General features: G+C 60.8%; 18 protein-coding genes. 12 read left to right on the top strand and 6 right to left on the bottom strand.

The window, feature by feature from the left end:
* Nucleotide 1: 1 nt before the first annotated feature.
* The 10 genes from nuoE to nuoN all read left to right on the top strand — a co-directional run bounded on the left by nuoE (nt 2) and on the right by nuoN (nt 11,966).
* Nucleotides 2–499, top strand: coding sequence for an NADH-quinone oxidoreductase subunit NuoE (gene nuoE, locus ACYASU_RS14255; RefSeq protein WP_282370081.1), 498 nt, complete (start codon nt 2–4; stop codon nt 497–499).
* Entirely contained in the window at nt 496–1,854 is a 1,359-nt protein-coding gene (gene nuoF, locus ACYASU_RS14250; RefSeq protein ID WP_192174847.1) for an NADH-quinone oxidoreductase subunit NuoF, read from the top strand. Before nuoE ends, nuoF begins: the two co-directional genes overlap by 4 nt.
* A 134-nt stretch (nt 1,855–1,988) precedes the next feature.
* The gene (gene nuoG, locus ACYASU_RS14245; protein WP_463583164.1) at nt 1,989–4,700 is read left to right on the top strand and encodes an NADH-quinone oxidoreductase subunit NuoG; all 2,712 of its coding nucleotides are present in this window, start codon (nt 1,989–1,991) and stop codon (nt 4,698–4,700) included.
* Nucleotides 4,697–5,686, top strand: coding sequence for an NADH-quinone oxidoreductase subunit NuoH (nuoH, locus tag ACYASU_RS14240; RefSeq protein WP_037008811.1), 990 nt, complete (start codon nt 4,697–4,699; stop codon nt 5,684–5,686). Before nuoG ends, nuoH begins: the two co-directional genes overlap by 4 nt.
* 11 nt (nt 5,687–5,697) lie before the next feature.
* Nucleotides 5,698–6,246 carry an NADH-quinone oxidoreductase subunit NuoI gene (gene nuoI / locus ACYASU_RS14235; protein ID WP_037008808.1) on the top strand — a complete coding sequence of 183 codons (549 nt, stop codon included), beginning with the start codon at nt 5,698–5,700 and terminating at the stop codon, nt 6,244–6,246.
* Nucleotides 6,247–6,255: 9 nt separating this feature from the next.
* Nucleotides 6,256–6,756 carry an NADH-quinone oxidoreductase subunit J gene (nuoJ, locus tag ACYASU_RS14230; RefSeq protein ID WP_037008804.1) on the top strand — a complete coding sequence of 167 codons (501 nt, stop codon included), beginning with the start codon at nt 6,256–6,258 and terminating at the stop codon, nt 6,754–6,756.
* A 4-nt stretch (nt 6,757–6,760) separates the two neighbouring features.
* A complete protein-coding gene (nuoK, locus tag ACYASU_RS14225) occupies nt 6,761–7,072 on the top strand; it encodes an NADH-quinone oxidoreductase subunit NuoK (protein ID WP_065989117.1) in 312 nt (103 codons plus the stop codon).
* Nucleotides 7,069–8,916 (top strand): NADH-quinone oxidoreductase subunit L, encoded by a 1,848-nt coding sequence (gene nuoL / locus ACYASU_RS14220; protein ID WP_172611451.1) that lies wholly within the window; start codon nt 7,069–7,071, stop codon nt 8,914–8,916. The genes nuoK and nuoL overlap by 4 nt, the downstream gene beginning before the upstream one ends.
* Before the next feature lie 52 nt (nt 8,917–8,968).
* Nucleotides 8,969–10,501, top strand: coding sequence for an NADH-quinone oxidoreductase subunit M (gene nuoM, locus ACYASU_RS14215; RefSeq protein WP_282370096.1), 1,533 nt, complete (start codon nt 8,969–8,971; stop codon nt 10,499–10,501).
* Nucleotides 10,502–10,508: 7 nt separating this feature from the next.
* On the top strand, nt 10,509–11,966 hold the full coding sequence (gene nuoN, locus ACYASU_RS14210) for an NADH-quinone oxidoreductase subunit NuoN (RefSeq protein WP_192174849.1): 1,458 nt from the start codon (nt 10,509–10,511) through the stop codon (nt 11,964–11,966).
* A gap of 451 nt (nt 11,967–12,417) precedes the next feature.
* Here the strand turns inward: nuoN and ACYASU_RS14205 are convergent, their stop codons facing one another.
* From ACYASU_RS14205 to ACYASU_RS14180, 6 genes are all read right to left on the bottom strand, one after another.
* Entirely contained in the window at nt 12,418–13,482 is a 1,065-nt protein-coding gene (locus tag ACYASU_RS14205) for an AI-2E family transporter (protein ID WP_192174850.1), read from the bottom strand.
* Nucleotides 13,483–13,624: 142 nt separating this feature from the next.
* Entirely contained in the window at nt 13,625–15,304 is a 1,680-nt protein-coding gene (locus tag ACYASU_RS14200) for a methyl-accepting chemotaxis protein (protein WP_463583163.1), read from the bottom strand.
* Nucleotides 15,305–15,389: 85 nt separating this feature from the next.
* Nucleotides 15,390–16,745, bottom strand: a complete 1,356-nt coding sequence (locus tag ACYASU_RS14195) for an ATP-binding protein (RefSeq protein WP_463583162.1) — start codon at nt 16,743–16,745, stop codon at nt 15,390–15,392.
* Nucleotides 16,742–17,410, bottom strand: a complete 669-nt coding sequence (locus ACYASU_RS14190) for a response regulator transcription factor (protein ID WP_272635029.1) — start codon at nt 17,408–17,410, stop codon at nt 16,742–16,744. Before ACYASU_RS14190 ends, ACYASU_RS14195 begins: the two co-directional genes overlap by 4 nt.
* Nucleotides 17,410–17,739: a PepSY domain-containing protein gene (locus ACYASU_RS14185; RefSeq protein WP_192174854.1), complete on the bottom strand. Its 330-nt coding sequence runs from the start codon at nt 17,737–17,739 to the stop codon at nt 17,410–17,412. The genes ACYASU_RS14190 and ACYASU_RS14185 overlap by 1 nt, the downstream gene beginning before the upstream one ends.
* On the bottom strand, nt 17,739–18,047 hold the full coding sequence (locus ACYASU_RS14180; RefSeq protein ID WP_463583161.1) for a PepSY domain-containing protein: 309 nt from the start codon (nt 18,045–18,047) through the stop codon (nt 17,739–17,741). Before ACYASU_RS14180 ends, ACYASU_RS14185 begins: the two co-directional genes overlap by 1 nt.
* A gap of 163 nt (nt 18,048–18,210) precedes the next feature.
* On the opposite strand from ACYASU_RS14180, the gene ACYASU_RS14175 reads away from it, so the two are divergent.
* Together ACYASU_RS14175 and queD are read left to right on the top strand one after the other, a co-directional pair.
* On the top strand, nt 18,211–19,293 hold the full coding sequence (locus ACYASU_RS14175) for a patatin-like phospholipase family protein (protein WP_463583160.1): 1,083 nt from the start codon (nt 18,211–18,213) through the stop codon (nt 19,291–19,293).
* Between the two features lie 104 nt (nt 19,294–19,397).
* Nucleotides 19,398–19,754: a 6-carboxytetrahydropterin synthase QueD gene (queD, locus tag ACYASU_RS14170; protein ID WP_172611443.1), complete on the top strand. Its 357-nt coding sequence runs from the start codon at nt 19,398–19,400 to the stop codon at nt 19,752–19,754.
* The last annotated feature ends 164 nt before the right edge of the window (nt 19,755–19,918 follow it).

Raw genomic sequence — 19,918 nt, 5'->3', positions numbered from 1 at the left:
CATGAACAGCACGCTTATCCAGACAGACCGTTTCGCCCTGAGCGAATCCGAACGCTCGGCCATCGAGCACGAAATGCATCACTACGAGGACCCGCGCGCGGCGTCCATCGAAGCCCTGAAAATCGTCCAGAAGGAACGCGGCTGGGTGCCGGACGGCGCCATCTACGCAATCGGCGAAGTGCTTGGCATCCCTGCCAGCGACGTTGAAGGCGTGGCGACGTTCTATAGCCAGATCTTCCGTCAGCCGGTGGGCCGCCACATCATTCGCGTCTGCAACAGCATGGTCTGTTTCATCGCCGGTCACGAAGACATCGTCAGCGAGATTCAGAGCACGCTGGGCATCGGCCTGGGTCAGACCACCACCGACGGCCGTTTCACGTTGCTGCCGGCCTGCTGCCTGGGCAACTGCGACAAGGCGCCGGCGGTCATGATCGACGACGACACTTTCGGCAATCTACAGCCTGCGGGCGTCGCCCCGCTGCTGGAGGGTTACGTATGACCATCACTTCCTTCGGCCCCGCCAACCTCATCACCCGCGCTCCGGAAACTCATCCGCTGACCTGGCGTCTGCGCGATGACGGCGAGCCGGTGTGGCTCGACGAATATCAGAAGAAAGACGGTTACGCCGCGGCGCGCAAAGCGTTCGCCACACTGTCGCCTGACGAAATCGTCCAGGCCGTCAAAGACTCCGGACTCAAGGGTCGCGGCGGCGCAGGCTTCCCCACGGGCGTGAAGTGGGGGCTGATGCCCAAAGACGAATCCATGAACATCCGTTACCTGCTGTGTAACGCCGATGAAATGGAGCCGAACACCTGGAAGGACCGCATGCTGATGGAGCAACAGCCCCATCTGCTGATCGAAGGCATGCTGATCAGTGCTCGCGCGCTGAAGGCCTACCGCGGTTACATCTTCCTGCGCGGCGAATACACCACTGCGGCCGTGCACCTGCGCCGTGCGGTAAAAGAAGCCGAAGCGGCCGGCCTGCTGGGCAAGAACATCCTCGGCAGCGGTTTTGATTTCGAGCTGATCGTGCACACCGGCGCAGGGCGTTACATCTGCGGCGAAGAAACCGCACTGATCAACTCCCTCGAAGGCCGTCGCGCCAACCCGCGTTCCAAGCCACCCTTCCCTGCCGCCGTTGGCGTATGGGGCAAGCCGACCTGCGTGAACAACGTCGAGACGCTGTGCAACGTCCCGGCCATCGTCAACAACGGCAACGACTGGTACAAGTCCCTCGCCCGCGAAGGCAGCGAAGACCACGGCACCAAGCTGATGGGTTTCTCCGGCAAGGTGAAGAACCCCGGCCTGTGGGAACTGCCCTTCGGCCTGCCGGCCCGCGAGCTGTTCGAGGACTACGCCGGCGGCATGCGCGACGGCTTCAAGCTCAAGTGCTGGCAGCCCGGCGGCGCCGGTACCGGCTTTCTGTTGCCGGAACACCTCGATTGCCAATTCTACGCCGGCGGCGTGGCCAAGGTCGGCACCCGGATGGGGACCGGTCTGGCGATGGCGGTGGACGACAAGGTCAACATGGTGTCGCTGCTGCGCAACATGGAAGAGTTCTTCGCCCAGGAGTCGTGCGGGTTCTGCACGCCGTGCCGCGATGGCTTGCCCTGGAGCGTAAAGATGCTGCGCGCCCTCGAAAACGGTCAGGGTCAACCGGGCGATATCGAGACGCTGCTGGGGTTGGTCAACTTCCTCGGCCCAGGCAAAACCTTCTGCGCCCACGCACCGGGCGCCGTGGAACCTCTGGGCAGCGCGATCAAGTACTTCCGGCCGGAATTCGAGGCAGGCATCGCACCGACACGTGCGGGCGACCTCAATCAGGTCATCAGTCCGACCATGGTCGGCGCATAACACGATAAACGGTCGGCGGCTCACAAGGCCGCCTTCCCTGCATCCGACGACGCCGCGAGGCTGTTTGAGTCGGATGGCACCGAGATTCCATTAGCCACGCCCGCTGACACCGGGCCAACGAAGAACTTTGAACCATGGCCACTATCCACGTAGACGGCAAAGCGCTCGAAGTCGATGGCGCAGACAACCTGTTACAGGCGTGTCTGTCGCTGGGCCTCGACATCCCTTATTTCTGCTGGCATCCGGCACTTGGCAGTGTTGGCGCCTGTCGCCAGTGCGCGGTCAAGCAGTACACCGACGAGAACGACACCCGTGGTCGTATCGTCATGTCCTGCATGACGCCCGCCACTGACAACACCTGGATCTCCATCGAAGACGACGAATCCAAGGCGTTTCGCGCCAGCGTCGTCGAATGGCTGATGACCAACCACCCGCACGACTGCCCGGTCTGCGAGGAAGGCGGTCACTGTCATTTGCAGGACATGACGGTGATGACCGGCCACAACGAGCGCCGCTATCGCTTCACCAAGCGCACCCACCAGAACCAGGAACTGGGGCCGTTCATCGCACACGAGATGAACCGCTGCATCGCCTGCTATCGCTGCGTGCGCTTCTATAAGGACTACGCCGGCGGCACTGACCTCGGCGTGTTTGGCGCCCACGACAACGTGTACTTCGGTCGCGTTGAAGACGGCACCCTGGAAAGCGAATTCTCCGGCAACCTCACCGAGGTCTGCCCGACCGGTGTATTCACCGACAAGACCCACTCCGAGCGCTACAACCGGAAATGGGACATGCAGTTCTCGCCGAGCATCTGCCACGGCTGCTCAAGCGGCTGCAACATCAGCCCGGGCGAACGTTATGGCGAAATCCGCCGTATCGAAAACCGCTACAACGGTTCGGTGAACCAGTATTTCCTCTGCGACCGTGGCCGTTTCGGTTATGGCTACGTCAACCGCACGGACCGTCCGCGCCAGCCGCTGGCCGAAGGCATCAAGCTGGGCCTGGACGCTGCGCTGGACAAGGCCGCTGACCTGCTGCGCGGGCGCAACATCGTCGGCATCGGTTCGCCCCGCGCCAGCCTGGAAAGCAACTTCGCCCTGCGCGAACTGGTCGGCGCCGAGCACTTCTACTCGGGCATCGAAGCCGGGGAGCTGGAGCGTCTGCGCCTGATCGCCCAAGTGCTGAAAGACAGCCCGCTGCCGATCCCGACCCTGCGTGAAGTCGAAGAGCACGACGCCGTGTTCATCCTTGGCGAAGACGTCACCCAGACCGCTGCGCGCATGGCCCTCGGCTTGCGTCAGTCGGTGAAGAACAAAGCCGAAGACATGGCCGCTGCGATGAAAGTCCAGCCATGGCTCGACGCTGCGGTTAAGAACATCGGTCAGCACGAGTTGAACCCGCTGTTCATCGCCAGCCTCACCGACACCCGCCTCGACGACATCGCCGAAGAGTGCGTGCACGCGGCGCCCGACGATCTGGCGCGCATCGGTTTCGCCGTGGCCCACGCCATCGACCCGAGCGCTCCGGCCGTTGTTGGCCTGGACAGCGAAGCGCTGGAACTGGCCGAGCGCATTGCTGCTGCGCTGCTTGAAGCCAAGCGCCCACTGATCGTATCCGGCGCCTCGCTGGGCTCGAACGCGCTGATCGAAGCCGCGGCGAACATCGCCAAGGCCTTGAAGCTGCGCGACAAGCAGGGCTCGCTGAGCCTGATCGTGCCGGAAGCCAACAGCATGGGCCTGACCCTGTTCGGTGGCGACTCGGTCGACGCTGCGCTGCAGGCCGTGATTTCGGGCCAGGCCGACGCCATCGTCGTGCTGGAAAACGATCTATTCACCCGCGTTGATGCCGCTACGGTCGAGGCTGCATTGAAGGCCGCGAAAGTGGTGATCGTTGCTGATCACCAAAAGACTGCGACCACCGACCGCGCGCATCTGGTGCTGCCGGCTGCAAGTTTTGCCGAAGGCGACGGCACGCTGGTCAGCCAGGAAGGCCGCGCCCAGCGCTTCTTCCAGGTCTTTGATCCAACTTACCTGGACGCAAGCATTCTGGTTCACGAAGGCTGGCGCTGGCTGCATGCTCTGCGCGCTACCCTGTTGAATCAGCCAGTTGACTGGACTCAGCTCGATCACGTCACCGCTGCCTGCGCTGCGAGCAATCCGCAACTGGCCGGCATCGTCGGTGCTGCGCCGTCTGCTGCGTTCCGCATCAAGGGCCTGAAACTGGCTCGCGAGCCGCTGCGTTACAGCGGCCGGACCGCCATGCGCGCCAATATCAGCGTCCACGAACCGCGCACACCGCAGGACAAGGACACCGCGTTCGCGTTCTCGATGGAAGGGTATTCGGGCTCTGCCGAACCCCGCTCCCAGGTGCCGTTCGCCTGGTCGCCGGGCTGGAACTCGCCACAGGCGTGGAACAAGTTCCAGGACGAAGTCGGTGGTCACCTGCGTGCCGGCGATCCGGGCGTGCGCCTGATCGAAAGCAGCGGCGACAAGCTGGGCTGGTTCGCCAATGTCCCGCGTGCCTTCTCCCCTGCACAAGGAACCTGGCAGGTCGTGCCGTTCTATCACCTGTTCGGCAGCGAGGAGACTTCCTCCAAAGCCGCGCCGGTTCAAGAGCGCATTCCTCAGGCATATGTGGCGCTGGCCAAGTCCGAAGCGGACCGTCTGGGCGTCAACGACGGCGCACTGCTGAGCCTGAGTGTTGCCGGACAGACACTGCGTCTGCCGCTGCGCATCAGCGAAGAACTGGGCGCAGGCCTGGTGGCATTGCCGTCCGGTCTGGCCGGCATTCCTCCGGCGCTGTTCGGCAAAACCGTTGATGCCGTGCAGGAGGCCGCTCAATGACCTGGTTCACCCCTGAAGTGATCGACTCGATCATCGCTGTCGTCAAGGCCATCGTGGTGTTGCTCGCCGTGGTGGTCTGCGGTGCGCTGCTCAGCTTCGTCGAACGTCGTCTGCTGGGCTGGTGGCAGGACCGTTACGGTCCGAACCGCGTCGGTCCGTTCGGCATGTTCCAGATCGCCGCCGACATGCTGAAGATGTTCTTTAAAGAGGACTGGAACCCGCCCTTCGTCGACCGGGTGATCTTCACCCTGGCGCCGGTGGTGGCCATGAGCGCGCTGTTGATCGCGTTCTCGGTCATCCCGGTGACCCAGACCTGGGTAGTCGCCGACCTGAACATCGGTCTGCTGTTCTTCTTCGCCATGGCCGGTCTGTCGGTCTATGCGGTGCTGTTCGCCGGTTGGTCATCGAACAACAAGTACGCCCTGCTGGGCAGCTTGCGTGCCTCGGCGCAGACCGTGTCGTACGAAGTGTTCCTCGGCCTGTCGCTGATGGGCATCGTGGTGCAGGTCGGTTCGTTCAACATGGGCGACATCGTCAAGTACCAGGCCGATCACCTGTGGTTCATCATTCCGCAGTTCTTCGGCTTCTGTACCTTCTTCATCGCTGGCGTCGCCGTGACTCACCGTCACCCGTTCGACCAGCCGGAAGCGGAACAGGAACTGGCCGACGGTTACCACATTGAATACGCTGGCATGAAATGGGGCATGTTCTTCGTCGGTGAGTACATCGGCATCATCCTGATCTCGGCGCTGCTGGTGACCCTGTTCTTCGGTGGCTGGCATGGTCCGTTCGATATCCTGCCGCAACTGTCGTTCATGTGGTTTGCCCTGAAAACCGCGTTCTTCATCATGCTGTTCATCCTGTTGCGTGCTTCGATCCCTCGTCCGCGTTATGACCAGGTGATGGATTTCAGCTGGAAGTTCTGCTTGCCACTGACCCTGATCAATTTGCTGGTGACCGCTGCGGTCGTCCTGGCGGCTCAGTGAGGATTTGACCCATGTTCAAATATATTGGCGACATCGTTAAGGGTACGGGTACCCAGCTGCGCAGCCTGATCATGGTCTTCGGCCATGGCTTCCGTAAGCGTGACACCCTGCAATATCCGGAAGAGCAGGTCTATCTGCCGCCGCGCTACCGTGGCCGCATCGTCCTGACCCGCGACCCCGACGGCGAAGAGCGCTGCGTGGCGTGCAACCTGTGCGCCGTGGCGTGCCCGGTGGGTTGCATCTCGCTGCAGAAGGCCGAGACCGACGACGGTCGTTGGTACCCGGAGTTCTTCCGCATCAATTTCTCGCGTTGCATCTTCTGCGGCATGTGTGAGGAAGCTTGCCCGACCACCGCGATCCAGCTGACACCGGATTTCGAGATGGCCGAGTTCAAACGTCAGGATCTGGTGTACGAGAAGGAAGATCTGCTGATCTCCGGCCCCGGCAAGAACCCTGATTACAACTTCTACCGCGTTGCGGGGATGGCCATCGCCGGCAAGCCGAAAGGCGATGCCCAGAACGAAGCCCAGCCCATCAACGTCAAGAGCTTGCTGCCTTAAGGAAGAAAGATGGAATTCGCTTTCTATTTCGCATCCGGCATCGCTGTGGTGGCCACCCTTCGGGTGATCACCAACACAAACCCGGTGCACGCCCTGCTCTACCTGATCATTTCGCTGATCGCTGTGGCCATGACCTTCTTCAGCCTCGGCGCGCCGTTTGCCGGTGCCCTGGAAGTCATCGCCTATGCGGGCGCCATCATGGTGCTGTTCGTCTTCGTGGTGATGATGCTGAACCTGGGCCCGGCCTCGGTTCAACAAGAACGCGCCTGGCTCAAACCCGGCATCTGGCTCGGTCCGATTCTGCTGGGCGGCCTGCTCCTGGCGGAATTGATTTACGTGCTGTTCGCCAACTCCACCGGCGCTTCCATCGGTCACACCACGGTGGACGCCAAAGCCGTCGGCATCAGCCTGTTCGGCCCTTACCTGCTGGTTGTCGAACTCGCCTCGATGCTGCTGCTTGCGGCAGCCGTGACGGCGTTCCATGTCGGCCGCAACGAGGCGAAGGAGTAAAGCCATGAACTCAGCAATCCCTCTGGAACATGGTCTGGCGGTCGCCGGCATCCTGTTCTGCCTCGGCCTGGCGGGCCTGTTGGTACGCCGCAACATTCTGTTCGTGTTGATGAGCCTGGAAATCATGATGAACGCAGCCGCGCTGGCCTTTGTCGTCGCGGGCAGCCGTTGGGCACAGCCTGACGGCCAGATCATGTTCATTCTGGTGATCAGCCTTGCCGCAGCCGAGGCCAGCATTGGCCTGGCGATTCTGCTGCAACTGTATCGCCGCTTCCACACGCTCGATATCGACGCTGCCAGCGAGATGCGCGGATGAACCTACTCTTTCTGACTTTCGTATTCCCCCTGATCGGTTTCCTGCTGCTGTCGTTTTCGCGCGGCAAATGGTCGGAAAACCTCTCAGCCCTGATCGGCGTGGGCTCCATTGGCCTGTCGGCCATCGTGGCCGCTTACGTGATCTTCCAGTTCAACGTCTCACCACCGGAAGGCGGTCACCTGACCATGGTGCTGTGGCGCTGGATGTCAGTGGACGGCTTCGAGCCCAACTTCGCCCTGTATGTCGATGGCCTGTCCATCACCATGCTCGGTGTGGTGGTCGGCGTCGGCTTCCTGATTCACCTGTTCGCCTCGTGGTACATGCGCGGTGAAGACGGCTATTCGCGCTTCTTCGCCTACACCAACCTGTTCATTGCCAGCATGTTGTTCCTGATCCTGGGCGATAACCTGCTGTTCATCTACTTCGGTTGGGAAGGCGTGGGCCTGTGCTCGTACTTGTTGATCGGTTTCTATTACAGCAACCGCAACAACGGCAACGCGGCACTGAAAGCCTTCATCGTGACCCGCATTGGCGACGTGTTCATGGCCATCGGCCTGTTCATCCTGTTCCAGCAGCTGGGCACGCTGAACATTCAGGAACTGCTGGTTCGCGCACCACAGCACTTCAAGGTCGGTGATTTCTGGATCGTTCTGGCCACACTGATGCTGCTGGGCGGTGCTGTCGGTAAATCCGCGCAACTGCCGCTGCAAACCTGGCTGGCGGATGCGATGGCCGGTCCTACTCCGGTGTCGGCACTGATCCACGCCGCCACCATGGTGACCGCGGGCGTTTACCTGATCGCGCGGACCCACGGCCTGTTCATCCTCGCTCCGGACATCCTGCATCTGGTCGGCATCGTCGGGGGCGTGACTCTCGTACTGGCAGGTTTCGCGGCACTGGTGCAGACCGACATCAAACGTATCCTCGCCTACTCGACCATGAGCCAGATCGGCTACATGTTCCTGGCGCTGGGCGTGGGTGCATGGGACGGCGCGATTTTCCACCTGATGACCCACGCCTTCTTCAAGGCGCTGCTGTTCCTCGCGTCCGGTGCGGTGATCGTTGCCTGCCACCACGAGCAGAACATCTTCAAGATGGGCGGCCTGTGGAAGAAGCTGCCACTGGCCTACGCCAGCTTCATCGTCGGCGGCGCGGCGTTGTCGGCCTTGCCACTGGTCACTGCGGGTTTCTACTCCAAGGACGAAATCCTCTGGGAAGCGTTCGCCAGCGGTCATCAGTACCTGCTTTATGCCGGTCTGGTCGGTGCGTTCATGACCTCGCTGTACACCTTCCGCCTGATCTTCATCGCCTTCCACGGCGAAGCGAAGACCGAAGCCCACGCCGGCCACGGGATTTCCCACTGGTTGCCGCTGGGTGTGCTGATCGTGCTGTCGACGTTCATTGGCGCCTGGATTCATCCGCCACTGGCCGGCGTCCTGCCGGAAAGCGCAGGGCATGCTGGCGGCGAAGCCAAGCACAGCCTGGAAATCGCCTCGGGCGCCATCGCTCTGGCGGGCATCCTGCTGGCGGCGGTGCTGTTCCTCGGCAAGCGTCGTCTGGCCACGGCCATCGCCAACAGCGGTCCGGGTCGTTTCCTGTCTGCATGGTGGTTTGCGGCCTGGGGCTTCGACTGGGTGTATGACGTGCTGTTCGTCAAACCTTACCTGGCGATCAGCCGCCTGCTGCGTGGCGACCCGCTTGACCACACAATCGGCCTGATTCCGCGTCTGGTCAAAGCCGGCAACGGCTTGATGACCCGCACCGAAACCGGTCAGCTCCGTTGGTACGCCGCTTCGATCGCCGCAGGTGCCGTACTGGTACTCGGCGCGATTGTGCTGGTCTGATGAGTCGAACTGACATGAACCTTGCGACTTTGCGAAAGGAATTGAGCCCGTCATGATTCTGCCCTGGCTAATCCTGATCCCCTTCATCGGCGGCCTGCTGTGCTGGCAAGGTGAGCGCTTCGGCCCTACCCTGCCGCGCTGGATTGCGCTGTTGACCATGTCTCTCGAGACGATTCTGGGCCTGTGGGTCTGGAGCACCGGTACGTTTACCTACGCTCCAGTTCCGGGCGCCGATCCGACCTGGGCCCTTGAATTCAAGCTCCAGTGGATCCAGCGCTTCGGCATCAGCGTGCACCTGGCCCTCGATGGCCTGTCCCTGCTGATGATTCTGCTGACCGGCCTGCTGGGTATCCTCTCGGTACTCTGCTCGTGGAAAGAGATTCAACGTAACGTCGGCTTCTTCCACCTGAACCTGATGTGGATCCTGGGCGGTGTCGTCGGCGTGTTCCTCGCCATCGACCTGTTCATGTTCTTCTTCTTCTGGGAAATGATGCTGGTGCCGATGTACTTCCTCATCGCGCTCTGGGGTCACAGCTCGGCGGACGGCAAGAAGACACGGATCTACGCAGCGACCAAGTTCTTCATCTTCACTCAGGCCAGCGGCCTGATCATGTTGGTGGCGATCCTGGGTCTGGTCCTGGTGCACTTCAACCAGACCGGCGTGATCACCTTCGGCTACGCGGACCTGCTGAAAACCAAGCTGTCCCACGGCACCGAATACATCCTGATGCTGGGCTTCTTCATTGCTTTCGCGGTGAAGCTGCCAATCGTGCCGCTGCACTCCTGGTTGCCTGACGCTCACGCCCAGGCGCCGACCGCAGGTTCCGTGGACCTGGCGGGCATCCTGCTGAAGACCGCTGCGTATGGTCTGCTGCGTTTTGCCCTGCCGCTGTTTCCGAATGCCTCGGCCGAGTTCGCGCCGATCGCCATGGTGCTGGGCCTGATCGGTATCTTCTACGGTGCTTTCCTCGCCTTCGCCCAGACCGACATCAAGCGCCTGATCGCGTTTTCCAGCGTTTCGCACATGGGCTTCGTGCTGATCGGCATCTACTCCGGTAGCCAGCAGGCGCTGCAAGGCGTCGTCGTTCAGATGCTCGCTCACGGTCTGTCGGCTGCCGCGCTGTTTATCCTCAGCGGTCAGTTGTACGAGCGTCTGCACACCCGCGACATGCGCGAAATGGGTGGCCTGTGGAGCAAGATCGCGTACCTGCCGGCCATCAGCCTGTTCTTCGCCGCTGCGTCGCTGGGCCTGCCAGGCACCGGTAACTTCGTCGGTGAATTCCTGATCCTGATCGGCAGCTTTGTCAGCGCGCCGTGGATTACCGCCATCGCTACATCCGGTCTGGTGTTCGGTTCTGTCTACTCGCTGATCATGATCCACCGCGCCTACTTCGGCCCGGCCAAATCCGACGCGGTCTACAAAGGCATGGACGGTCGGGAATTGATCATGGTGCTGGGTCTGGCGGTGTTGTTGATTCTGCTGGGCGTGTACCCGCAACCGATCCTCGACACATCCTCGGCGACCATGCATGGCGTGCAGCAATGGCTCGGCACCGCCTTCACTCAACTCGCTTCGGCCCGGTAAGAGCGCTATGGACCTGACGATTCAACACTTTATTGCGCTGGCGCCGCTGCTGATTACCAGCATCACCGTTGTGGTGGTGATGCTGGGCATCGCATGGCGTCGCAGTCACTCGCAATCATTCCTGCTGACGGTAGCGGGACTCAACCTGGCTTTGCTGTCCATCTACCCGGCGCTGAAAGTTGCGCCGCTGGTGGTCACGCCTTTGCTGCAAATCGACAGCTTCGCCTGCCTCTACATGGGCATCATTCTGGTGTCGACCCTGGCCTGCGTCACCCTGGCTCACGCCTACCTGGGTGAAGGCAAGGCGGGTTATCCGGGCAACCGCGAAGAACTTTACCTGCTGATCCTCATGGCTGCGGCCGGCGGGCTGGTGCTGGTCGCCGCGCAACACCTGGCAAGCCTGTTCATTGGTCTGGAGTTGCTGTCGGTGCCGGTCTACGGTCTGGTGGCTTACGCGTTCTTCAACAAGCGTTCGCTGGAAGGTGGCATCAAGTACATGGTGCTGTCGGCAGCCGGCTCGGCGTTCCTGCTGTTCGGTATGGCGCTGCTGTATGCCGAATCCGGCAGCCTGGGTTTCAGCGAAATCGGCAAGGCCATCGCCGCCACCGGCATGCCAAGCCCGATCGCCAGCCTGGGTCTGGGCATGATGCTGGTGGGTCTGGGCTTCAAGCTGTCGCTGGTGCCGTTCCACTTGTGGACACCGGACGTGTACGAAGGCGCCCCTGCCCCGGTAGCGGCTTTCCTCGCTACGGCCAGTAAGGTCGCGGTGTTCGGCGTGCTGGTTCGTCTGTTCCAGATATCTCCGGCAGCCACCAGTGGCGTGCTGACGGACGTGATGTCGGTCATCGCCGTGGCGTCGATCCTCGTCGGTAACCTGCTGGCGCTGACGCAGAACAACCTCAAGCGTCTGCTGGGTTACTCGTCCATCGCGCACTTCGGTTACCTGATGATCGCGATGGTGGCGAGCAAGGGCATGGCGGTCGAGGCGATCAACGTCTATCTGGTCACCTACGTGCTGACCAGCCTGGGCGCGTTCGGCGTGGTCACGCTGATGTCGTCGCCTTACAGCGGCCGCGATGCCGACGCGATGTTCGAATACCGCGGTCTGTTCTGGCGTCGTCCGTACCTGACGGCGGTGCTGACCGTGATGATGCTGTCCCTGGCGGGTATCCCGCTGACGACGGGCTTCATCGGCAAGTTCTACATCATCGCAACCGGCGTCGAAGCGCACCTGTGGTGGCTGACCGGTTCGCTGGTCGTGGGCAGCGCCATTGGCGTGTTCTATTACCTGCGTGTGATGGTGACGTTGTACCTGCAAGACTCGAAGATCCAGCGCCACGACGCCCCGTTCAACTGGGCGCAACGTGCAGGTGGTGTGATGCTGTTGGGGATTACGCTGTTGGCGTTCTTCCTGGGCGTCTATCCGCAACCGCTGCTGACCCTGGTGGGCCATGCGGGTTTGTGATGGTTGAGTGATGCACAAAAAACCCTGCCTTCGAGCAGGGTTTTTTTATGGCTTTGATTTAGTACTTCGGCACACTTCAGGATCAAGAGCATCTGCCTAACGGCAGACATTTCGCCTTCGGCGAGTTACTTGGAAAAGCACCCCAAGCTTTTGATCTTGATCTTCATGCACAGGAAGTCCAGACGACGTCAATCGCGACTTGGGTGCAGGCTGAACGTAGGTCTCGCGCAGTGGGCCGAGCCGCATGGATGCGGCGAGAGCTGCCCCCCGCCATGGATGGCGGATGGCAGCGGGCCCACGGAGCGAGACCGGAGTGAAGGAACCCTGACGAAGGAAGGGCCCAACCAGGAGCACAAGCCCTTGGTTACTTGGGGCTTTATCAAGTAACTCGCCGAAGGCGAAATGTCTGCCGTTAGGCAGACGCTTTAGGTCTTGATCTTAGAAGCACACGCTAACCGGGCAATCGAACGGTTTTCTTGTCGCCGGTAAACAACGCCCACGTCGACATAAACAACGCCGCCACCATCGGCCCGATCACAAACCCGTTCAACCCGAACACCGCCATCCCGCCCAGCGTCGAAATCAGAATCAGGTAATCGGGCATCCGCGTGTCCTTGCCCACCAGGATCGGACGCAACACGTTATCCACCAGCCCGATCACAAACACCCCGAACAGCCCCAACACCACGCCCTGCCAGATCATCCCGCTGAGCAGGAAATACAGCGCGACCGGCGCCCAGACAATCCCCGCCCCCACCGCCGGCAGCAACGACAGAAACGCCATCATCACCGCCCACAGCAACGCGCTCGGGATATCCAGTGCCCAGAAAATAAACCCGCCCAACGCGCCCTGCGTCACCGCCACCACGATATTGCCCTTCACAGTAGCGCGAACCACACGGGTGAACTTCAACTGCAGGCGGCGCTTCTGCGGCTCAGCCAGCGGAATCGCGATGCGGATCTTGCGAGTGAGGTCCTGCCCATCGCGCAGGAAGAAGAACAGTAAGTACAGCATGATGAAAAAGCTGACGACGAAATCGAACGTGCCCTGCCCAAAGCTGAATGCCTGCGTGGCCAGGTAGTTGCTGCCCTGCATCGCGCTTTTGGCGATCTTGTCGCGCAACCCGTTGAAATCCCCCATGCCCAGGCGATCAAGCCAGTGCTGCACATAGGGCGGCAGCAGCACTTTGAATTCAGCCAGGTATTTGGCAATGTCGAGCTGACCACTTTCCACATTCTTGTAAAGCGTCGCCCCCTCCTGAACCATCAACGCCGCGATGACGATCACCGGCAGAATCGCGATCAGCAGACAAATCGTCAGCGTGCACAAAGAGGTCAGGTTGCGCTGCCAACCGAAGCGGGCCAGCAGACGGCGTTGCAGCGGCGCAAAGATAATCCCGAGGATCACCGCCCAGAACACCGCGCCGTAGAACGGCAGCAGGATCCAGATGAACGCGATGGTCACCAGTATCAATAACAGCAGCAGGGTTTTGTTTTGTAGCGCGGTTTCGTTCATGTTTCTTCCATGTCATTACACCGCGCCAAGCACACGGTCTGATGCTTAGTCCGTCAATCGCCACAGGAGTGCCGCGGCTGAAGTGCAAGGTCAATGGAGGAGGTGCGGACAGCGAGCCCCGATCGAGGCCCGCCACCCCGGTCTAGATTCTGAACTGCCGGACCAACTGGCCGAGACGCTGATTCAGTTCTGTGAGGTTGCGCGACGTGGAGGCGCCGTGGCGGGTTTCATCGGCCACGCTCTCGACCGCCACGGCAATCTGGTGGACGCTGCGATTGATCTCTTCCGCCACGGCCGTCTGCTCTTCTGCGGCGCTGGCAATCTGCGCGTTCATGGCGTTGATCGTGCCGATCAGTTGACCGATCGTATCCAGCGACGCGCCGGCTTCATTGGCGCGCGCGGAGGTCCCGTCGCCCGCCTCGCTCGAGCGTCGCATCGCCTGCACCGCGCCCTGTGTGCCCTGCTGCAAGCGTTCGATCATGCCCTGGATTTCCTGAGTGCTTTGCTGCGTACGGCTGGCCAGCGCACGCACCTCATCCGCCACCACTGCGAACCCGCGGCCCGCTTCGCCGGCACGCGCAGCTTCAATGGCAGCGTTGAGCGCCAGAAGGTTGGTTTGATCGGCGATGGAACGAATCACTCCGAGCACGCCGGCGATCGACGACACGTCATTCTGCAGGCTGTCCAGTGAGGTACCGCTGTCGCGGATGTCGTTCACCAGCGCGTGAATCTGCTGGATGCTGCCGTCGACCACTCGCTTGGCGGCCTGACCTTCGGCATCGGTTTGCTGCGCCGCAACCGAAGCACCTTGAGCGCTCTTCGCGACTTCCTGCGCAGCGGCCGACATCTGATTGATCGCCGTGGCAACCTGATCAGTTTCGTGACGCTGACGCTCCATTGCCTGCTCGGAACGTTGCGCCTGGTCGGTCACTTCACCCACCAGCCCGGTCAGTTGTGCGGTCATTTCGGCGATCTGCCGGACCAGCCCATGAATCTTGTCCACAAAGCGGTTGAACGACCCGGCCAGCTCGCCGAGTTCGTCCTGGGAGGTCACCGCCAGGCGCTGAGTCAGATCACCCTCTCCGGCGGCGATGTCATCGAGGTTGGCTTTCATCAGGCGCAGCGGCCGCAGAATACCGCCCGCGATCCAGAAACCCACCGCTGCGATAATCACCAATACCAGCAGCGTGATGCCAATGATGCTGACCAGCATGTTCTGCCGGCGCTCGGCGACATTCTTCTGCAGCTCCTGGACCTTGGCATCAATGTTGTCCAGATTGATCGATGACCCGAAGGCCATGTCCCATTTCGGCAGGTATTCGGTGTAACCCAGTTTGGGAACCAGCTCGCTCGAACCGGGCAGCGCGGAGGAATATTCCAGGTAATGAGTACCCGCTTTCGCCACGTCAACGAGACCGGCATTCACGAAAACGCCTTTTGGATCGCGGGCATCCTTGAAGCTCTTGCCGATGCCGTCAGGGCTATTGCCCTTGAACAGCCGCACCGCCTGAGAGTCGTAGCCGAAGAAATACCCGTCCTTGGCGTAGGTGACCTGGGAGAGCATCTTGATGACCTGCGCCCGCGCTTCCATGTCACCCGGGGCCGACGCGTCATAAAGCGGTTTGATGGTGCACAGCGCAACGGCCACGTAACTTTGCAACGTGGCTTTGGCCTCAGCGAGCAGGTGCTGGCGGGTTTCTTCGACGTCGCGCTTGCCCTGCTCACGCAGCATGATGACGGTGCTGACGCTGATGATCAGTGCGAACACCAACACCGGAAGCACGGCAAGCGAAAGTACTTTGGCTTTGAGATTTAGCCGCATGGCAGTCATGACCCTTTGTTTTTGTGCGTTGAGCCGTTGGGGTTCCTTTACGGTTAACGGCCCGGCGCACAAAAAGTTGAGGTCACTAGGAATGAGGCGCGCTTTCGCTCCCGGGCAGTTGCGGGCTGAGTCGCTCGGGCAGATCGATGCGTACTTGCAGCCCGCCCATGGGGCTGTCCAGCAACTGAATGCGCCCGCCCCACGCCTCCACGATATCCTTGACGATGCCGAGGCCCAGACCGTGGCCGGTCACTTGCTCGTCCAGACGATTGCCACGGCCGATCACTTCATCGCGATGCTGCGAGGGGATGCCCGGGCCATCGTCGTCGATCAAAAGACAGTAGCCATCAGCACCTTTGGCAATGGTCAGCCTGACCTGGCTGTCGGCCCACTTGCAGGCGTTGTCCATCACGTTGCCCAACAACTCGAGGATGTCCTCCCGATCCCACGGCAGGAACAGATCCGCAGCGATCTCACTGCTCAGCTCCAGATGCTCGCCATGAATCATCCGCAATGTGGAGAACAGCCCGGGTATCTCCGCAGCACAATCAAACCGCGCACCCGGCAGCGCATCGCCTGACAAACGCGCGCGATTAAGCTCACGCTCCAGACGCTGCTGAATGTGCTGCAGCTGATCGCGCAGGGTCTCGCGCACATGCGGATGACCTGCCAGCCTGTCGCCTTCGGCCAGGCTCATCAGCACGGCCAGCGGCGTTTTCAGCGCATGGCCCATATTGCCAAGGGCATTGCGGGAGCGCTTGAGACTGTCCTCGGTGTGGGCCAGCAGATGATTGATCTGCGCGACCAGCGGTTCAAGTTCCACCGGCACTCGCTCATCAAGTTGCGAGCGCTGCCCTTGTTGCAGCTGGAAAATCTGTTCTCTGGCCCTTTCCAGCGGGCGCAATGCGCGGCGAACCGTGACGCGCTGCAACACCAGAATCAATATCAGGGCCATCAGCCCCAACCCGAGACCGATGCGCTGGACCAGTGCGAAACTGTCTCGCACCGGGGTGTAGTCCTGAGCGACGGTGATGGAGATGGTTTGCCCGAACTTGCGGTAATCGGTGTGCAGCAGCAACAGCGATTGGTCGGTCTTCTCAAGCGCGAGATCGGCGTGCAGACCGGGCTTGCCCGGATGCGGCAACTCTAGATCCCACAGCGAACGCGACCGCCAATGGCCCTGGTCGAAATCAATCCGGAAATAATGGCCGGAATAGGGTCGTTGATAGCCGGGCGACAGCCGATGCTCATCGAGCTGCAAGCCGTCAGGGCCGCGAACCAGTGCCACCAGCAGCAGCTCGCTTTCATTGCGCAGGCCAGACTCGAGATAACGCTGCAAGCCGACTTCAAACAACCACAGGCTGATCTGCGCCAGGACCAGCCCCACAATCAGCAGCACGCTGATCAGGCCCAGGCTCAAGCGTCGCTGTATCGACCTCACTCGCCCGTCCCGGCAAAACGATAGCCTTGCCCGCGTCGTGTCTCGACCACGGCCCGCCCAAGCTTGCGGCGCAAATGATTGACGTGGACCTCGATCACGTTCGAGTCCCGCTCGTTCTCCCCGTCATAAAGATGCTCGGCCAGATGACTTTTGGACAGAATCTGCCCGGGGTGGAGCATGAAGTAACGCAGCAGGCGAAACTCCGCCGCCGTCAGCTGGATGTCCTCCTCCCCGCGACTGACGCACTGGCGCCCTTCGTCCAGGTGCAGGCCGGCGGCTTCAAGTTTCGGCTGATTGGCCAGACCACGGACACGGCGAAGCAGCGCCTGAATGCGCAGCTGCAACTCTTCGGGATGAAAGGGCTTGGTCAGATAGTCGTCGGCGCCAGCCTTGAGTCCTTCGATACGTTCGGCCCACGAGGCCCGCGCCGTCAGAATGAGTACGGGGGTGGACAGCCCGCCGGACCGCCATTTCTGCAGGACCTCTAGTCCCGGAACGCCTGGCAGACCGAGATCAAGCACGATCAGGTCGTAAGGCTCGGTAGCCCCTTGATGAACCGCATCGCGGCCGTCAGTCAGCCAGTCGATCGCGTAACCCTGCCTGCCAAGCGTACTGATGAGCTCGTCCGCCAGGGGAACGTGGTCCTCAACCAATAACAAACGCATCAATCGTCTTCCTTGTCTTGCAACAGGCGGCTGTCACCGGCATCGAATTTCAGTTCGCGCACCACATGATCCGCAGTGAGCAGCTCGATCTCATAGACCAACACACCGTGTTTTTCCTCAAGTTCGGCTTCAAGCAGCTTGGAGCCGGGGTAACGTCCCAGTGCCTGATCAATGAACTGCTCAAGTGGCAGAATCACGCCTTTCCTGCGCAGCTCAAGCACCTCGTCCTGATTCAGATCCCGAGCCAGACACGCTAGGCTCGGGGTGACCGCACACGCGGCCACCAGACAGTAAACGAAACGCTTGGCGGGACGCTTACTGGAGATCATCAGGCGTCCTGATGGTCTTTGAGGATCTGCCCGCTGACGGCGTCGACTTCAACGTCCCACTCCACACCTTGCGTATCGCGCAGTTCGATCTGGTAAACATACTTGCCATATTCCTGTTCCAGCTCGGTGTCAGTGATGGTGGATTTCGGATGCTTCGCCAAGGCGACGGCGTTGAGCTTTTCAAAGGATTGAATAGTACCTGCATCGCGCAGTTTCAGCGCCTCATCTGGACCCAGATCCCGGGCCTGGACATAACCGGCTGTGAGGGTGAGTGCAGTGGCAGCGATAAAAGCAGTCAGGAATTTCATGGTGGATCTCCGTAGTGGTCTGGTTGTTTACGGAGCCAACGATAACCCGGCGAACTTAATTGAAGCTGAATTCATCTGGCTACGTGCCACTACGTGGCAAGCCGCCGGTGGATGTAAGCGAGATCCACGATATGATTCTCCCCTGTCCGACCATGGAGGGGCCATGAGCAACATTCACATCAAATACCCGGCATTGACCATCAAGGCCGGCAGGCGCGCGATGACGCGGATCAGGGAGCAAGGGCTGTTGCCGATAGATGTGGGCATCATCCCGGGCGCGGCGGGTGGACCGAAAGCACTGGGGATTCAGGGACTGGATCTGGCGCTGTTCGGCGAATGGCTGCCCCGGGCTCAGCGGGAGCGCTCCTTGATTGGCGCCTCCATCGGTTCCTGGCGCTTTGCAAGCGCATGCTTGCCGGACCCGGTTGCAGGGATCCAGCGACTTGGCCGACTGTACAACGAGCAGAGTTTCGCCAAAGGCGTGACCATGGCTCAAGTCACCCGCAGCTGTATGACGATGCTCGACGCGCTTTTGCAGGCGGATGATGCACACGTCCTGACGAACGTCCATTACCGGCTCAACGTGATGATCGTCAGAAGCCGCGGCTTGCTTGCCCGAGATCATCGTGCTGGGTTGAGCCTGGGGCTGGGAGCCGTGATCGCAGATAACCTGCTCGGGCGCGCGCGCCTGTCGCGGCATTTCGAGCGGCTGGTCATGCACGACCCACGCCTCGCCCCTCCCCTTCTGCCAATGACTGACTTTCCGTCTCATTGCTTGCCACTGAATACGCTCAACCTGCGCCAGGCATTGCTGGCGTCAGGCTCCATTCCCATGGTTATGGAGGGCGTTGCAGAGATACCCGGTGTTGGCGCAGGGATGTTCCGCGACGGCGGCCTGCTCGACTACCATCTGGATCTTCCATACAGCGGAAGCGACATCGTGCTGTATCCGCACTTTACCGACAAAATAATTCCAGGCTGGTTTGACAAGGCACTGCCTTGGCGCAGAGGCGACCAGACTCGGCTTCAAGACGTCGTACTGCTTGCGCCCTCAAAGGAGTATCTGGCTACGCTGCCCTTTGGCAAGCTGCCTGATCGAAGCGACTTCAAGCGGTTCGTCGGGAGGGATGCGGATCGTCAGCGGTATTGGCGGACCGCAATGGAAAGCAGCAGGCGACTGGGGGACGAGTTCCTGGAGCTCGTCGACACAGGCCGTCTCATTCAACGCCTGCAGCCCTTGGCTTAACTATCTGGTCAGGTTCCGCCTGTCACTCGCGAAACCATTACTGATAAACTCGCCGCTTGCATTTATCGCTCTGGCGATCGCCACTTCTCAAGGCTCATATCACCGTGGAAATTTTTAAAGAATTTACGTTCGAGTCAGCTCACCGGCTCCCTCACGTGCCAGACGGCCACAAGTGCGGACGCCTGCACGGTCACTCATTTCGTATAGCGATCTACCTGCAAGGCGAACCCGATCCCCATACCGGATGGATTCGCGATTTCTCCGAGATCAAGACGATATTCAAGCCTCTGTACGAGCGTCTGGACCACAACTACCTCAACGACATCCCCGGTCTGGAAAATCCGACCAGTGAAGTGTTGGTGAAGTGGATCTGGAAGGAGTTGAAGCCGCTGCTGCCAGAGCTGTCCGCCATACGGATTCACGAGACATGCACCAGCGGGTGCGTGTATCGCGGTGACTGATCAGCGTTAAAAAATGAAAACCACCCCACGGGTGGTTTTTTTTGGACCGGCGTTTAACAGCTTTTCCGCGCGCAAAAACAAAACCCCATCTGCTTTCGCAAATGGGGTTTCGGAATTTAATCTTGACGATGACCTACTCTCACATGGGGAAACCCCACACTACC

Source organism: Pseudomonas sp. HP_12 (assembly GCF_055283955.1).
The sequence above is the reverse complement of the archived record's forward strand: the minus strand, read 5'-3'. Positions and strand labels throughout refer to the sequence as shown.

Excerpts from the sequence above, each read along its gene's own strand:
- ACYASU_RS14180 (WP_463583161.1), bottom strand. The coding sequence starts at position 18,047 with ATGAAATTCCTGACTGCTTTTATCGCTGCCACTGCACTCACCCTCACA.
- nuoN (WP_192174849.1), top strand. The coding sequence starts at position 10,509 with ATGGACCTGACGATTCAACACTTTATTGCGCTGGCGCCGCTGCTGATT.
- ACYASU_RS14175 (WP_463583160.1), top strand. The coding sequence starts at position 18,211 with ATGAGCAACATTCACATCAAATACCCGGCATTGACCATCAAGGCCGGC.
- nuoH (WP_037008811.1), top strand. The coding sequence starts at position 4,697 with ATGACCTGGTTCACCCCTGAAGTGATCGACTCGATCATCGCTGTCGTC.
- nuoE (WP_282370081.1), top strand. The coding sequence starts at position 2 with ATGAACAGCACGCTTATCCAGACAGACCGTTTCGCCCTGAGCGAATCC.
- ACYASU_RS14185 (WP_192174854.1), bottom strand. The coding sequence starts at position 17,739 with ATGATCTCCAGTAAGCGTCCCGCCAAGCGTTTCGTTTACTGTCTGGTG.
- nuoF (WP_192174847.1), top strand. The coding sequence starts at position 496 with ATGACCATCACTTCCTTCGGCCCCGCCAACCTCATCACCCGCGCTCCG.
- nuoM (WP_282370096.1), top strand. The coding sequence starts at position 8,969 with ATGATTCTGCCCTGGCTAATCCTGATCCCCTTCATCGGCGGCCTGCTG.
- ACYASU_RS14190 (WP_272635029.1), bottom strand. The coding sequence starts at position 17,410 with ATGCGTTTGTTATTGGTTGAGGACCACGTTCCCCTGGCGGACGAGCTC.
- ACYASU_RS14205 (WP_192174850.1), bottom strand. The coding sequence starts at position 13,482 with ATGAACGAAACCGCGCTACAAAACAAAACCCTGCTGCTGTTATTGATA.
- nuoK (WP_065989117.1), top strand. The coding sequence starts at position 6,761 with ATGAACTCAGCAATCCCTCTGGAACATGGTCTGGCGGTCGCCGGCATC.
- nuoJ (WP_037008804.1), top strand. The coding sequence starts at position 6,256 with ATGGAATTCGCTTTCTATTTCGCATCCGGCATCGCTGTGGTGGCCACC.
- nuoL (WP_172611451.1), top strand. The coding sequence starts at position 7,069 with ATGAACCTACTCTTTCTGACTTTCGTATTCCCCCTGATCGGTTTCCTG.
- nuoG (WP_463583164.1), top strand. The coding sequence starts at position 1,989 with ATGGCCACTATCCACGTAGACGGCAAAGCGCTCGAAGTCGATGGCGCA.
- ACYASU_RS14200 (WP_463583163.1), bottom strand. The coding sequence starts at position 15,304 with ATGCGGCTAAATCTCAAAGCCAAAGTACTTTCGCTTGCCGTGCTTCCG.
- nuoI (WP_037008808.1), top strand. The coding sequence starts at position 5,698 with ATGTTCAAATATATTGGCGACATCGTTAAGGGTACGGGTACCCAGCTG.